At 67.0% G+C, this 15,115-nt stretch carries 14 protein-coding genes; 10 read left to right on the top strand and 4 right to left on the bottom strand.

What is annotated here, in order from left to right:
- Nucleotides 1-65 precede the first annotated feature (65 nt).
- From ACYVN4_RS05505 to ACYVN4_RS05480, 6 genes are read left to right on the top strand one after another with little or no spacing between them, the layout of a single operon-like run.
- Entirely contained in the window at nucleotides 66-2,054 is a 1,989-nt protein-coding gene (locus tag ACYVN4_RS05505; RefSeq protein WP_460718120.1) for a sensor histidine kinase, read from the top strand.
- Nucleotides 2,051-2,464 (top strand): roadblock/LC7 domain-containing protein, encoded by a 414-nt coding sequence (locus tag ACYVN4_RS05500; protein WP_379365518.1) that lies wholly within the window; start codon nucleotides 2,051-2,053, stop codon nucleotides 2,462-2,464. Before ACYVN4_RS05505 ends, ACYVN4_RS05500 begins: the two co-directional genes overlap by 4 nt.
- Complete coding sequence (locus ACYVN4_RS05495) at nucleotides 2,461-2,814, top strand: DUF742 domain-containing protein (RefSeq protein ID WP_460718119.1); 354 nt, start codon at nucleotides 2,461-2,463, stop codon at nucleotides 2,812-2,814. Before ACYVN4_RS05500 ends, ACYVN4_RS05495 begins: the two co-directional genes overlap by 4 nt.
- Nucleotides 2,795-3,412, top strand: coding sequence for a GTP-binding protein (locus ACYVN4_RS05490; protein WP_460718118.1), 618 nt, complete (start codon nucleotides 2,795-2,797; stop codon nucleotides 3,410-3,412). Before ACYVN4_RS05495 ends, ACYVN4_RS05490 begins: the two co-directional genes overlap by 20 nt.
- Nucleotides 3,409-4,668 (top strand): cytochrome P450, encoded by a 1,260-nt coding sequence (locus ACYVN4_RS05485; RefSeq protein ID WP_460718117.1) that lies wholly within the window; start codon nucleotides 3,409-3,411, stop codon nucleotides 4,666-4,668. The genes ACYVN4_RS05490 and ACYVN4_RS05485 overlap by 4 nt, the downstream gene beginning before the upstream one ends.
- A complete protein-coding gene (locus ACYVN4_RS05480; RefSeq protein ID WP_460718116.1) occupies nucleotides 4,665-5,891 on the top strand; it encodes a cytochrome P450 family protein in 1,227 nt (408 codons plus the stop codon). Before ACYVN4_RS05485 ends, ACYVN4_RS05480 begins: the two co-directional genes overlap by 4 nt.
- Nucleotides 5,892-6,157: 266 nt before the next feature.
- Here ACYVN4_RS05480 and ACYVN4_RS05475 read toward each other — a convergent pair whose 3' ends face one another.
- Entirely contained in the window at nucleotides 6,158-7,345 is a 1,188-nt protein-coding gene (locus ACYVN4_RS05475) for a hypothetical protein (protein WP_460718115.1), read from the bottom strand.
- Nucleotides 7,346-7,543: 198 nt separating this feature from the next.
- Between ACYVN4_RS05475 and ACYVN4_RS05470 the strand changes: the two genes are divergently transcribed.
- From ACYVN4_RS05470 to ACYVN4_RS05455, 4 genes are all read left to right on the top strand, one after another.
- A complete protein-coding gene (locus ACYVN4_RS05470) occupies nucleotides 7,544-8,134 on the top strand; it encodes a DUF6630 family protein (protein WP_460718114.1) in 591 nt (196 codons plus the stop codon).
- 812 nt (nucleotides 8,135-8,946) lie between these two features.
- A complete protein-coding gene (locus ACYVN4_RS05465) occupies nucleotides 8,947-10,161 on the top strand; it encodes a serine hydrolase domain-containing protein (protein ID WP_460718113.1) in 1,215 nt (404 codons plus the stop codon).
- Nucleotides 10,162-10,216: 55 nt separating this feature from the next.
- Nucleotides 10,217-10,921, top strand: a complete 705-nt coding sequence (locus ACYVN4_RS05460) for a hypothetical protein (RefSeq protein WP_460718112.1) — start codon at nucleotides 10,217-10,219, stop codon at nucleotides 10,919-10,921.
- 149 nt (nucleotides 10,922-11,070) lie between these two features.
- Complete coding sequence (locus ACYVN4_RS05455; protein WP_460718111.1) at nucleotides 11,071-11,208, top strand: hypothetical protein; 138 nt, start codon at nucleotides 11,071-11,073, stop codon at nucleotides 11,206-11,208.
- A 5-nt stretch (nucleotides 11,209-11,213) separates the two neighbouring features.
- On the opposite strand, the gene ACYVN4_RS05450 is transcribed toward ACYVN4_RS05455, so the two are convergent.
- Genes ACYVN4_RS05450 through ACYVN4_RS05440 form a run of 3 tightly spaced genes read right to left on the bottom strand, consistent with a single transcriptional unit; the run spans nucleotide 11,214 to nucleotide 15,098 of the window.
- Nucleotides 11,214-11,987, bottom strand: coding sequence for an IclR family transcriptional regulator (locus ACYVN4_RS05450; protein WP_460718110.1), 774 nt, complete (start codon nucleotides 11,985-11,987; stop codon nucleotides 11,214-11,216).
- A gap of 46 nt (nucleotides 11,988-12,033) precedes the next feature.
- Nucleotides 12,034-13,557 carry a GMC family oxidoreductase gene (locus tag ACYVN4_RS05445; protein ID WP_460718109.1) on the bottom strand — a complete coding sequence of 508 codons (1,524 nt, stop codon included), beginning with the start codon at nucleotides 13,555-13,557 and terminating at the stop codon, nucleotides 12,034-12,036.
- Complete coding sequence (locus tag ACYVN4_RS05440; RefSeq protein ID WP_460718108.1) at nucleotides 13,554-15,098, bottom strand: APC family permease; 1,545 nt, start codon at nucleotides 15,096-15,098, stop codon at nucleotides 13,554-13,556. The genes ACYVN4_RS05445 and ACYVN4_RS05440 overlap by 4 nt, the downstream gene beginning before the upstream one ends.
- Nucleotides 15,099-15,115 lie beyond the last annotated feature (17 nt).

Below are 15,115 nucleotides of genomic sequence, written 5' to 3'. Positions count from 1 at the left end.
CGACGGTGACGGTCGGGGGCATCGGGGCGTTCGCCCTGGTGAAGGTCGGTGCGGAAGTGCGGAGCGTGTCGGAATCAGTCAGCCCGCCGGGCGGGGAGCAACAGGCCGTCCGGACTCAACGCCCACCCTTTCCGATCACGGTCCTGGCGAGTTCGCTGGCGATCACGGCCGCGGTCGTGGCGGCCGCGGTCTTCCTGGCCCCCAGTGACTTCCGGATTCCGCTGGCCGTCGGAGCGAGCCTGGCGGCGCTGCTGCTGAGCGCGGCGCTCACCCTGACCGCGCACTACCGGGCCCGGCTCGGTCAGGTGCGCCAGGAGGTCCTCGCGCACCGCATGCAGGCCGAGGCCCAGGTGAACACCACCGTCAGCACCGCGCAGGCGCGAATCGCCGAGTCCGAGAACAGGATCGCGGGCCTGCGTGAGCAGCTCGCCGAGCAGGCGCGCACGGCCAAGGAGATCGAGCAGCGCCGCGCGGCCGCGCTGGCCGCCTTCGCCGGTGCGGCCGGCCGCATGCAGGCCATGAGTACCAGCATGCTGGCGGAACTGCGCGAGATGGAAAATCGGCACGCCGATCCGAAGGTGCTGGCCGATCTGCTGGAACTCGATCACCGCACCGCGCAGGCCGGTCGTCTGGCCGACAGCATCGCGGTGCTGAGCGGGGCGCGCTCGGGTCGCCGCTGGGCCAAACCCATTGCCATGGAGTCGATCCTGCGCGGCGCGATGGGCCGGGTGGCGGGCTATCAGCGGGTTCGGTTGCGCGCGGTCACCGAGATCGCGATCGCCGGTCACGCCGCCGAGGGCATCATGCACGCGCTGGCCGAGCTGCTCGACAATGCCTGCAATTTCTCGCCGCCCACCACCGAGGTGCACGTGTACGCGGCCGAGGTGCCCGCGGGCGTGGTGATCACCATCGAGGACAGCGGCCTCGTGATGAGCGAATCCGCGCTGCGCCGAGCCGAATCCGCGGTGTCGCGCCCGCGCGGCGACTCCGACCTCTCCTCGCTGTCCGGCACCCGCCTCGGCCTGGCCGTGGTGGGCCACCTGGCCCGCAAGCACGACCTCACGGTCAGCTACCGCCCCTCCGCCATCGGCGGCACCGCCGTGGTCGTCGTGGTCCCCCGCGAACTCATCACCCGCCTGGATCGCCGATCCGGCACCCAGAGTCGCCTGACCCCGGTGACGACCACCGGCGACCACCCCGTCTACACCGACCCGGTCCCGCGTCCCGATACGGCCGGAATCGACCCCGCCCCAGCGCATTCCGACCGCGCGCCCGCCGCCGCATCCGACGCCCGCATGACCGAGGTCGCCGCCCTGATGCGCGGAGCCGACCAGGCGCGGGCCGCCACGGCGGCGGAAGCCCGGACGAGCACGGCCCGAGCCGGTGAGACCGCCGCCGCCCGGGCGAGCCGGACCGACGGTGGAATGCCTTGGGCCGGGGCCGAATCCGATCGCCAGGTCGACTCGGCGGATGCGCCGAGGGAGCCGACGACCGGTGACCCCGGCTCGCACCCGGTAACTCCCGGCGGCCTGCCCAAGCGCCGCCGCGGCACCACCCTGGCCGCCGTACATCCGGACGGCCTCGCCGCCGCGGCTCCGGGCCCGGCACGTCCGGGTGGCCCCGCCGACCCGCCGCGCCCGCCCTCCTCGCCGTCCGCCATGGGCGCGTTCCAGCGGGCGGTCGCCGGTCGCGACGCCGGAACTCCCGCTGCGCTCACCAATCTCAGCCCCGGCAACAACCTCGGGTCCGGCGACAGTCTCGGATCCAGCAACCGACCCGAGCCGGACGGCTCCGAGCCCGGCCCGCTGACCTCCTCGATCCTGGCCGCGATTCGCCGCGGCGGTGAGGGCGGGCTGACGCCTTCGCTGCGGGATGCGGTGCCGCACGTCGATCTGCCCCGTGAGCAACCCCTCGCTCCCCCGGCCCACCCGACGCGAGCAGCGGGCGACGCTTCGACCCTGGTCCCGTCATCGCTACGGGATGAGCTCCGACCGGAGAACCCCACCGCCGCAGCACCTTCCGCCCCTACCACCTCCCGGGAGACCGATCGATGACAGCGTCCGCGACACATCTGGGTTGGCTGCTGGAGCAGCTGCTGGCGCGTACGCCGCGGGCGCGGCATGCGTTGTTGCTGTCGGGGGACGGTTTGAAGATCTGTCATACGCAGGGTCTGGGGATCGACAGCGCCGATCAGCTGGCGGCGATTGCCGCTGGGCTGCAAAGCCTTTCGCACGGGGCGTCGGTGGAGTTCGGCGACGGCCGCGGCGGGGTCCGGCAGTCCATGACCGAGTTCTACGGGGGCATCTTGTTCATCGTCGAGGCGGGGGTGGGCGCGCACATCGCGGTGGTGGCCGCGGAGGACGCCGACGCGGGGCTGGTCGGGCACAACATGCGGGAGCTGGTGGAACAGCTCGGCGAGCATCTGGCCGCGGCCCCGCGGGTCCCGGGAGCGAGCGTGTCGTGACCAGACCGGACGAGGCTCCGGATCGGCTCTACACGCTGACCGGCGGTCGCAGCCAACCGGATTCGGATGCCTTCGATCTGGTGACCCTGGTGGTGAGCGAATCCGCCCCGGTGCCGGGCATGCAATCCGAGCACGCCGCCATCCTCGACATGTGCCGCGCGCCCACCGCGGTGGTGGAGATCGCGGCCGAGCTGCGGCTGCCGGTCGGCATCACCACCATTCTGCTGTCGGATCTGCTGCACGCGGGCAAGATCACGGTGCGACATCCCGATCATGCGGCGCGGCAATGGAATTGGCTGCCCGACACCACCACCCTGGAAAAGGTGCTCGTTGGACTCCGCAAGCTTTGACACTCGCCCGGCGCGCGCCGACGCGCCCCTGCACGCCGATGCCCGGCAGGGCCTGAAGATCGTCATCGTGGGCGGCTTCGGGGTGGGCAAGACCACCATGGTGCGGTCGGTCAGCGAGATCCGCCCGCTGGACACCGAGGCCACCATGACCCAGGTCGGGTTCGGCGTCGACGATCCGGCCGGGGTGCCCGGAAAGACCACCACCACGGTGGCTTTCGACTTCGGCCGCATCACCATCGACACCGAGCACGTGCTGTACCTGTTCGGTGCGCCGGGCCAGGAGCGGTTCTGGTTCCTGTGGGACCGGCTGTTCACCGGGGCGCTGGGCGCGATCGTGCTGGTGGATCAGCGTCGCATCGCCGACTCCTGGTACGCCATCGACCGGCTCGAGCATCAGCGCACGCCGTTCATCGTGGCCTGCAACAGTTTCGGACCCGGTCCGGCGCTGTCGGAGGTGCGCGACGCACTGGATCTGGACCCGCACATCCCGCTGGTCGACTGCGACGCGCGCGACCGCGACTCCTGCAAGAACGTCCTGATCAGCCTGGTCGAGTACCTCTACCATCCGGAGCTCGCTCCCGGGAGGAGTCCCGCATGACCTCGACCGCACCGGGCAGTGCCTGCCCCGTCCCGCACCGGGCGGTGGCGCTCAGCGGCCCCCGCTTCCACACCGATCCGCATTCGCTGTATCGCGAAATGCGCAGGGACCATGGGCCGGTGGCCGCGGTCGAGTTGCCAGGCGGCATTCCGGCGTGGCTCGTGATGGGCTACCGGGAGTTGCATCAGGTCACCAACTCCCCCGAGTTGTTCCCGCGCGATGTGAGCCTGTGGAACCAGTGGCCGAATATTCCGCCGGACTGGCCGCTGCTGCCGATGGTCGGCTCGCCCATGCCGTCGATCTATTTCACCGCGGGCGCCGAGCATCGACGGCACCTGAGCATGGTGGAACCGGCGCTGGAGTCGGTCGATCCGTTCGAATTGCGCAGGGTCTGTGAGACTTTGGCGGATCGGCTGATCGACCGCTTCTGCGGTCGCGGCGAGGCCGACCTGGTGGCCGAGTTCGCCGAACCGCTACCGGTGCTGGTGCTGGCGTGGCTGCTGGGCTTCCCCGACTCGGAGGGTCAGGGGCTGGCCCGCGCCATGAAGGTGATGGCCGACGGCGGCGCGGACGCCCAGGGCGCGCACCTTCAGTTCATGGGGTACATGCAGCGGCTGCTGGCGATGAAACGCGCTGCGCCGGGCGATGATCTGGTGTCGCGCATGCTGACGCACCCCGGGCAGTTCACCGACGAGGAGTACGTCAACGACCTGATGGCCGTCACTGCCGCGGGGCATCTGCCCACCGCCGACTGGCTGGCCAATTCGATGCGCCTGATGCTCACCGACGACCGCTTCGCGGCGGCGCTCGGTGGCGGTCGCCGCAGCGTGGATCAGGCCATGAACGAAGTGCTGTGGGAGGACGCGCCCAGCGCGATCCTGGCCGGGCGCTGGGCCGCCCGCGATACCCGCTTGGCGGACAAGACGATTCGCGCCGGAGACCTGTTGCTACTGGGGCTGGCGGCAGCCAATACCGATCCGCACGTGCGCCAGCAGGTGGGCAATGCCGCGACCCACACCGGCAACAGCGCCCATTTCGCCTTCAGTCACGGTGAATACCGCTGCCCGTTCCCGGCGCAGCAGATCGCCGAGACCATTGCCCGCACCGGTATCGAGGTGCTGCTGGACCGGCTGCCCGATATCGATCTGGCGGTGCCCGCCCGCAATCTGGTCCGGCGGCCGTCGCCGTTCCTCTGTGGAATGACTTCTCTTCCTGTTGTTTTCACACCTGTTCGCGCTCTCGGAGGTTTCCAGTGAGTTCCGCATGTCCGCACGCCATCGCTATCGATCCGATGGTGGGTGATCTCGCGGGCGAGACCGCCGCCCTGCGCGCCGCCGGGGCGATCACCCGGATCGAGCTGCTGGGCGTCCCCGCCTGGACCATTACCGATCACACCGTCGCGCGCCAATTGCTCACGGACACACGGCTGATCAAGGACATCAACGCCTGGAAGCTGTGGACCGACGGCGTGGTCACCCGGCAGTGGCCGCTGATCGGCATGATCGACGCGGGCCGCTCCATGTTCACCGTCGACGGCCCGGAGCACCGCCGCCTGCGCATCAAGACCACGCAGGCGCTGACCCCGCGTCGCCTGGAAGAGTTGCGCCCCAGCATCGAACGGCTCACCAAGGAGCTGCTCGACGATCTGGACGAGGCGGGCCACGACGGCGCGGCCGTGGACCTCAAGCAGGTCTTCGCCTACCCGCTGCCGATGCGGGTGATCTCCGAGCTGATGGGCGTGCCGCGCGCGGATCAGCCGATGCTGCTCGAGTGGTACAAGAAGTTCTTCTCCATGGTCACCCCGCAGGACGAGCGGTTGCAGATCATCGAGGACATGGACGTCTACTTCACCGAGATGGTCCGCCGCAAGACCGCCGAGCCCGGTGACGACCTCACCAGCGCGCTCATCCTGGCCGACGAGGGCGGCGAGCCGCTCACCGAGGAGGAGGTGGTCGGCAACCTCAAGGCCCTGGTGGCCGCCGGTCACGAGACCACGGTCAGCCTGATCCTGAATGCCGTGCGCGCCTTGCTGACCCATCCCGAGCAACTGGCCGCCGTGCGCGCCGAAGAGGTGGAGTGGAAGCAGGTCATCGAGGAGACCCTGCGCTACGACGGCCCCGTCACCCACCTCCTCATGCGCTTCGCCACCGAGGACATCACCATCGGCGACACCGTCATCGAAAAGGGCGACGGCGTAGTCATGTCCTACCGAGCCATCGGCCGCGACACCGCCGTCTTCGGCGACGACGCCAACGATTTCGACATCACCCGCCCGACGGCCTCCCGCAACATCTCCTTCGGCTACGGCCCCCACATCTGCCCCGGCGCGGCCCTCGCCCGCCTCGAAGCCGCCATCGGCCTCCCCGCCCTCTTCGACCGCTACCCCAACCTCACCCTGGCCACCCCCTCCGCCAAGATCGCCAACCTCCCGGTCATGACCCAAAACGACATCGTGGGCCTCCCGATCCTTCTGGCCTGATTGCAGCCCAGATCGATCGACACACTCCTGACCCGGGCACCGGTACGGAGTGTGTCGGTCAGGCGATATGCGGCAGACCAGCGAGCAACCCCCGCCACGATTGCCTTGGCCCCCATCGACTACTGCTAGATAGATGGGGCACACCACAACACGACCACGAATGGACCCATTCACTGGACCGGCCCTCCCAGATGGGTATCCCGGCCAGTTCGGTCAGGGTGCCGCGCTGACCATTCCAAACAGCGACAACCACACAGGGCGCGAGTCTAGTGTCGGATGATCGGTTCTGGGATAGCCGCCCGGATCCGTTCGATTTCCGGATCCGGGAACAACTCTCGGGGAAACACGAAAGTAGTTCCCCTGACCTGGATCACGACGGCGGCGTCCCGGCACTCCAATTGCTCAATAGCCGTGTGTGGCCATGTGGTTCGGAAGATCGCGACCTGGATCTCCAACTCGGTCTCGGTGAAACGCGCCGACAGCGATTGCCCATCACTGGCATAGCCGGCGAAGACCGTCCGTACCCGTCGCAGCCGCATCGATATCCAGACCATATAGGCAAGTGCCGACACGGCGAGTATCAGTACGCCCGCAACGACCGCCCCGACCCCGCTCGAGAGCCATAGTGCTGTCATGAGAAGTGGACTCAGGATCGCCATGGCGCGGCCCAGTTCGCGAGTAGGCCGTCCTACATATGCGCGTGCGAGCTCGCCTGCCGTCTCTGGACCGGCCATGACGACGACGGACGGACCCGACATCGCCGGAATCGGTTCCAGCGGAGGTGTCGGCGCCTGCGCAAGCGTTGCGCGAGCTGCCTGGTTGAGGAACCGCCGCGGGCGCGTTCGCCGAAGGTAGGAGATCGTGTGGTCGGGGAACAACTCTCGCGGGAAGGCCGTGAATGCCCTGCCGTGGTGCAGGATGATCACATCGGGTTCCACGAGTATCCGATGGATCCGTGCGTAGCTGATCCGGACGCGCTGGCCGAGGTACTGAAAATCAACAGCCTGCGGTCCGAACTGAGATGTCAGGACCGTACCGGTACCCGCGGACCGTGCGATTCGTTCAGCCTGTTGCCTGAACTCCCAATAGCTTCCGAGCGGGAGTGTCACCACCGTGACGGCGATCGCTATCAGCATCGCCCCGAGGCCGATCGCGAACCAGGCCACGACATACGCCGCGATCAGCACCGCACCGAGCCGGAGCAACACGGCCGGGCTGGAGTACGCGCACTTGACCCGTGCGCGGGCCATCCTCACCGCACGATCTGCCGTCAGCCGACAGGTCGCAGTCGGCCGGGTCAGCGGAGGCAGACCAGGACCATGCGCCGAGGTGGTCGCGCTGCCTTGCTGTCCCTCGTCCACCGATGGCGCGGTCTCATCGGCGCCTGCACTCGACGAATCCGTTACCCCGTCCGACTCCGGGCACTGCCCCGAACGGCTCTCGACTCCACCCACCCGCCGAGCATAGGTCCCCCGATCGAATAGGCACACGACGACTACCCAGGCTCTGTCAGTGCGGTGTGAGTGTGTGCCACAAAGGGCTCGCACAGCGGTTCGCTATCTATTCCAGAGCCCCAGATGGCTTTCTCGGTTGTCGGCCCAGACTCATAAACTATAGCGACACAGTGGAACTCGTGAGGCTTCGGAGGCTTCGTGTCGGACTCAACCCTCAAATCGTCGACCGAGTCGCCGATTATCGCGATGGCTCGCGAAATCTTCGCCCACAGAACGCAACTGGTCGACGCCATTCAGCTCGCTATAGACGACCCGGATGCCTACGTGAAGAACCGCCCATGGATGAGCCACGCAGATCGCGACGATTTCGGCTGGGAAGCTCTGATCGACCAGATGCAGGAACCCTGCGACGCGAGCGAAAGTTGCCTGGTCACCTTCGATTGGCAGGCATCCCCCGACTCGATCCGAGAGGGAGTGCAGTGGTTGATTCACTGGTTCACCGACTACGGTCTGAGCTGGGACTGGTTCGACGCCCGCGTTGCAGATCTGATGGAGAAAGGCTGGGACTCAGGGGATATCGCCCACGATCTGCTCAAAGAATGCGGCCGGCACAGCCTGCAGATCGATCTGGCGCTGATCAGCTTCACGCGGGGTGACTCGAACGAAGTAATGGCTGTCAACGTTCACCAGGCGGACCTGATTGTGGATCTGGCTACGCAGGCCGGCCATGGGCGGGACCTCGTCGTGCTGCGCCGGACCGAGTTCCCGTTATCGACGCTTGCCATTTGAAGCTACCACTCGCGCACTCGGTCATCGGCATGCGTGGACACCGCGCAGGCCGCGAGATGTCCCAGCACCTCGATCGTCACCGCGTTGGTGCCGACTGCGTCGGGGATCCGACGTGCGGGTCGCTGACTGATACGCAAGCGCGGAAGCAGTTGACGGGGTACTTCAGATTCATGGTGCCGGAACAGCTTCGGCTGAAGCGAGCAGAGGATCGCTGTACTGGCGCCGGGTGGATGGGCGACCCTCGATACGAATACGTCGGCCGGTTCAGCGCGTCAGCGTCGTGGCTCGATGAGCATCCCGTCGGCATGCCCGCCAACTACAGCCAGCGAGCCGCCACGTGCGCTGACACCTTGCATTGGCAGCCCTTCGGGTTCGATTGCGCGCTCTCGACCACGATGACTCTTTACACAAGAACGGATTCGCCCACAGATCCGTGTTCGGTGTTGGTGAGCGAATCCGCATCGTCCGCGGACCTCTACACCGACTGCCAATGGGGAAACACCGGCTGACAATCAGCCAGTCGACGCCGCAGTCATGAGCAGACGTACCAGATCGTCAACCTCCTGGTCATGACCCAAAACGACATCGTGGGCCTCCCGATCAACCTGGCCTGATCACAGTCCCCATCGATCGACACAGCACCAGCCCCGTCCGGTTGCCGGACGGGGCTGTTGCTTGTGCGGTAGTGCTGGCACCACCGGGGACCGGGCGATGGCCGGAGGAGCGTTCCGGAGGCTGGCGGGATGGGGTACAGCGCCGCGGAATTTTACCGTGATGGTGCTGTCACTGCCCGTTTGCCCGAAGGGAATCCGTTGAACTCCAAGATGTTTGGTGTCGCCGGGGCGATGCTGGTCGCCGCCGCTCTCCTCACGACCGCCTGTCAGCCCGACCGGCCCACGGTCGCGGCGCCGAGCGCGACGACCCCACCGGCCACCCCTGCCGAGCCGACCACGCTGCAACGCGATGCCGACGCGATTCGCGATGTCGGCATCACGGGTGTGCAGGCCAGGCTGGTCGCCGCCGACGGCGGCAACACGGTGGTGACCAGTGGCGTCGCCGATATCGCGAGCCGGAGTCCGGTCTCGGGGGATGGGTACTTCCGGACCGCCAGCGCTACCAAGACATTCACCGCTACCGTGCTGCTGCAGTTGGTCGGTGAGGGCAAGCTAACGCTGGATGACACGATCGAGAAGTGGTTGCCGGGCGTGGTGCGCGGCAATGGCAACGACGGCACGAAGATCACGGTGCGCGAACTGCTCAACCACACCAGCGGACTGGAGTACCCGAATCCGTACCAGCTGGCCTCCCCCGAGGACTACCACCGCTACGCCCTCGAGGTCCCGCCCCCGCCCGAGAAGGTGGTGGCCACCGCTGTCGAGAGCCCGCCGACCTTCGCCCCCGGAACCGGCTGGCGCTACAGCAACACCGGCTACCTGCTGGCGGGCATGATCATCGAGAAGGTCACCGGCACACCGTGGTACGAAGAGGTCGGCAGCAGGATCATCACCCCGCTCGGCTTGAAACACACCAGCTACCCCGGTGACGCAGTCACGCTTCCCACCCCGCACGCCACCGGTTACACGCGCTGGCCCACAGGCGGATTGGTCGATACCACCGACAACCGGATCAGCGGATTCGCCGCCGCCGCGGGCGCTCTGATCACCACCACCGCCGATCTCAACACCTTCTTCCGAGCGCTGGTCGGCGGCAAACTCCTGCAGCCCGGACAACTCGCCGAAATGAAGAAGACGGTCGACACCGACGCCGAGGTCCGATCGATATTTCCCGGCGCCCGCTACGGCCTGGGCCTGTTCTCGGTTGAACTGTCCTGCGGTGGAAGGTATTGGATGCACGGCGGCGACATCCCCGGCTACAAGACCAGGGACGGCGTCACCGACGACGGCACGCGCAGCGTCGTGGTGTCGATGTCCACCCTCCTGCAAGACTCCGAAGACCATCAGATCGGCCAGGAAAAGGCCGCCATGACCCTCATCGACCACGCCCTGTGCCGTACCGGAAACAAGTGACCTTCCAGCGAGCCGCTCATGCGGTCGGTCGACAACTCCTGGCAAACTCGCGCGCGTGATGACCAAGGGAGTATTCGTGTCGGCGACCGCGTGTGCGGCGCTGCTGCTCGCCGGGTGCGGCGGCAGCGATGAGTCGAGCACGCCGTCGGGTGCGCCGAGCACGCCGCGGGATCAGTTGGTGTTGAGTGAGTCCGAGTTTCCGGCGGGGTCGAAGAAGATGGATATTCCGCGGGACAAGATGCTGGCCAGTCTCTCGGACGTGGGTGACACGATGGCCAATTCGACCGTGACCCCGGCCGATTGCAAGGGGCCGCAGATCGACCTGAGCGCCGGGGCGAAGGCCGTGCTCGACAAGTCCACCTTCGCCGTGGCGTCCTCGCCGGACATGTCCGCCATGTACGTGGACTACGTGTCCGACCAGGTCATGGACCTGCCGAAACTGGTCGACAACTACGCGAAGTGCCCCGACGTCCAGGTCTCGACCACCGTGCAGGGCAAGCAGATCGACACCACCACCAAGCTCGAGAAGCTCGCCGCCCCCGCCGACCTGTCCGGCACGAACGCCGTCGCCTACCGCTCTACCGCCACCATGGACGGCGGCCCCGGAATCCCCCGCGTCACCTTCGAGGGATTCGTGACCCTGCGCGACCGGACTGTCAGCGTCCGCGTCGTCGGCATGGGATCCGGTTCGGATCCGGATCAGGCGGCCTTCGACAAGTTCTTCACTGCCGCGGTCCGGAAGGTCCAGAACGCCAAGTAGTTCCACGTATGCCGTACCCCTCGCAACCGGCACCTGAACCGAAAATGATACGTTTGAATTCGGCAATGGTTCAGGTAGCGAGGGAAAGGTTTAGTGCAGCAATGACTGGGCAACACAGGAGATCCGAGCCGAATCCCCTTTCGCGTGCCATGTCGAGTCCTGCGTTGCGCACTACGCTGACCGTCCTGGCAGTGCCGGTGAGCCTGATCCTCGCCCTGATGTTTGGCGTGGTCGCCGGAACCCTGCTCGGGGTTTACGCGCCGGGCTCACTGCCGCTGCCGAACTGAGTGCCTCAGGCGTGGTAGCCGAGGCGGCGGGAGATTGCCAGGGCTGAGTCCACTGCTTCCTGGGCTATTTCCGGGAAGCGGTGTGCGGCAAAGCGATACGTCGGGCCGGAGACGCTCAGGGCCGCGATGATGCGGCCGTCGCTGTCGAGGATCGGGGCGGCTACGGCGTTCAGGCCGATCTCGAGTTCCTCTTCGCAGCACGCCCAGCCCCGTGCACTGATCTCGGCCAACTGCGCCTGCAGCACGGCCAAGTCGGTGACGGTGTTGGGTGCGAAGGATTCCAGGCGCTTGCGCAGGCGCGACTTCAGGTCGGCCGCGGGCAGGTCGGCCAGCAGCACCTTGCCGCTGGAGGTGGCGTGGGCCGGGCAGCTCTGGCCGACCCAGGTGCGCAAGGCGATTCCGGCGGAGCCGACGGCCTCGGCGACATTGATGATGCGGTCGCTGTCGAGGATGGCGATATTGGTGGTCTCGCCGACGCGGGCGGCCAGTTCGTCGCAGATGTCCTGGCTCTGCCGCCGCAGATCCAGGTGGGCGCTGCTGGATCCGGCGAGCCGCACCACGGTGAAGCCGAGCCGGTATTTGCCGCGCTCGGAGAGCTGTTCGACGTAGCCGCGCTGCTCGAGCACGGCCATCAGCCGCGACACCGTGGACTTGTGCACGCCGAGTTCGGCCGCGATCTCGGTGATCCCGGCCGAACCCAGCTTGGCCACGATTTCCAGGGCGGTCAGCGCCCGGTCCACGGACTGGACCGGGGCACCGGATTCCGGTTGTTTCGCCATAACACCCTCAGTTTATGCGGCACAGCGATTTCCGCAGGCCGGAGGCTCAGGGTACGGCCGCCCGGATCAGGTCGGCGCACTTCTCACCCATGGCCATGATGGTGATGTTGGGATTCACCGCGGGCAGTTTCGGCATGGCCGACGCATCGACCACCCGCAGCCCGCGCACGCCCTTGACCCGGAGTTCGGGATCCAGCACCGCCATCGGATCGTCGAGAGCACCCATCCGCGCGGTGGCGGCCGGGTGATAGACGGTGTTGTGCGTCTTGTGCATGTAGTCGATGAGTTCGTCACCGGTGACCGCGTCGGGCCCCGGAGCCAATTCCCTTGCCACCCATTCCCGTAACGGCGGCTGCTCGGCGATCTGGCGGGCGAGCCGGATACCGTGCAGCATCACCCGCTCGTCGTGCCCGTCCGGATCGCTGAAGTAGCGGGGATCCACGCGCGGCTTGTCGCGGAAGTCCCGGGAGCGCAATCGCACGGTGCCACGTGAATGTCCTTGCGTCACATTGGGTGTGAGGCAGAACCCGTTCTCCGTGGTGGGATAGCCCCAGCGCACGGTGTTCATATCGAACGGCACGCTGCCGTAGTGCATCATCAGATCCGGTTGGCTGAGACCGGGTTCCGTGGTGGCAAACAGCCCGATCTCCCACCACTGCGTCGAACTGGTCACCATGGGGCACGGGGACTCCCAGAACACCAGACCCTCGACATGGTCGTCGAGGTTGGAGCCGACGCCCGGCGAGTCCACCCGCACGGGAATTCCCATGTCCCGCAAATGTTCCGCCGGACCAATGCCCGAGAGCATGAGCAGCTTCGGCGTATCGATTGCACCCGTGCTGATGATCACCTCCCGCCGGGCATGGACCGTGTCGAACCCGGTGAGGTCCGGACGCCGATACCGAGCACCGGTCGCGGAATCCGTGTCGTCGAAAAGGATCTCGCTGACCCAGCACCCCGTACGAACCTCCAGGTTCCGCCGCTGCCCCATGATCGGATGCAGGTACGCGTGCGACGAGGACATGCGCACGTTCTCGGCGTCGGCATTGATCTGGAACCATCCGGCCCCGTTGGTCACCGTCGTCCCGCGATTGAACTCCACGGTCGGCAGCCCAGCCAGCGCCGCGGCCATGAGCACCGCGTCACCGCACGGATCCTTGGCCGGGATATCCCGGATCTCCACGGTCCGTTGCAGTTTCGGCAGATACGGCAGCAGCCCGTCGGGTCCCCATCCGGTCGCGCCCAGCGCCTCCCATTCCGCGAGCCCCTCACGCGGCGGATGGAAAGCGATGCACGAGTTGTGCGAGGAACAGCCGCCGAGCACCTTGGCGCGGGCGTGCCGCAGGAAGCTGTTGCCGCTGGCCTGCGGCTCGACCGGATAGTCCCAGTCGTAACCGGATTCGAGCAGCAGCATCCAGTCTTCGAGCCGCAGGATGCGTTCGTCGCCGACATCCGACGGCCCGGCTTCGAGCAGGCAGACAGTGACGTCCGGGTTCTCGCTGAGCCGCGCGGCCACCACGCATCCGGCCGAGCCGCCGCCGACGATCACATAGTCGAAGGTGTCGCTCATGACGCGGGCACCTCCACGGCCGCGTGCGAGGCCAGCACCCCGATGACGCGAACTCCCCTGAGCCAGTACCAGATCAGCCCCGCCAGGGCGATGGCCCCGATGTAGAGGAACGCACCCCAGGTGTTGTACCAGGGCCCGCCGTAGACGGCGGTGCGCGGCCAGGCCAGGTTGATCGCCATCCCGAGCCCCCACACCACCGCGACGATGTTCACCGGCAGCCCCCAACGCCCCATCGAGAAGTATCCTTCGGCGGCCAGCTCCTCGGGCCGCCAGCCGCCCTTGATCCGCTGCCACAGCATGGGCGCGGTGACCAGCAGGTACGCGAGGTAGATCATGATGACCGCGATCGAGGTGAGCACCGTGAACACCTGCGGCTGACCGATATTGACGACCAGGATGAGCGCCGACAGCACGCCGATCACGACGGCCGGGATGATCGGCGTCTTGTGCTTCTCGCTGACCCGCGCCAGCTTCTCGCCGAACGGCAGTGCGTTGTCGCGGGCCATGGCGAAGGTGAGCCGGATGGCGGCGGTATGCACGGCCAGCGCGCACACGGTCACCGCAATCACAATGCAGACCAGGAACACCTTGCCCAGCCAGCCCCACATCACCTGCTGGACAATGTATTGCAGTCCGCCGTCGGCGGTGCCCAGCTTGGGTTCGTCGAGGTGGGGTGCGGACATGACCGCGAACACCAGGATCGCGCCGCCGATCACGAACGAGGCGAGCAGCGCGCGCAGGATCGCCTTGGGTGCGGTCCGGCGCGGTTCCACCGTCTCCTCGCCGAGGGAGCTGGCGGTGTCGAACCCGTACATGACGTAGCCGGAGGCCAGGGAGGCGACCAGGAACGCGCTCAGATAGCCGCCGCTCTGCCCGGCCCCGTATCCGTGACTCGAGAAGAACACGCCCGGACCGCGGGTGGTGTGGACGGCGAGAATGATCGCGATCAGCACGGCGGCAATGAGTTCGATGAACACGCCGGTGCTGTTGATCATGGCCATGAGCCGCACGCCGAAGGCGTTCACGATCGTGGTGAACACGATCAGCACGGTGCCGAGAATGACGGCGTTGGTGGCGAAATCATGGGCGCCGGAACCATCCCCGACCAGCTGGAATCCGCTCCAGAGCTGCGGCAGATTCAACTGATACGCCAGCACCACGGCCGAGAGCGTGACGATGGACGCGGTGAGCATGAGCCACCCCGCCGACCAACCGACCGCTCGACTGCCGAGTTTCTTGGCCCAGTTGTAGACCGAGCCCGCCACCGGATATTTCGCCGACAGCTCCATGAAACACAGTGCGACGGCGAGCTGCCCGACGAACACCAGCGGCCACGACCACAGGTAGCCGGGCCCGGCGGTGCCGAAGCCGAAGTAGAACATCTGGAAGGTACCGGTGAGGATGGAGATGTAGCTGACGCCGGCGGCGAAACTCGAGAATTTCCCGATGCTCCGGCTCAGGGATTCCCGATAGCCGAATTCCGCCATCCCGTGGTCGGGGGTGGGAGCGCTGGTTTCTGAAGGGGGACGGGTGGTCGTCATGACGGACCAACTTTCGA

Source organism: Nocardia heshunensis (genome assembly GCF_054782115.1).
This window is presented reverse-complemented; position numbering and strand designations above follow the sequence as displayed.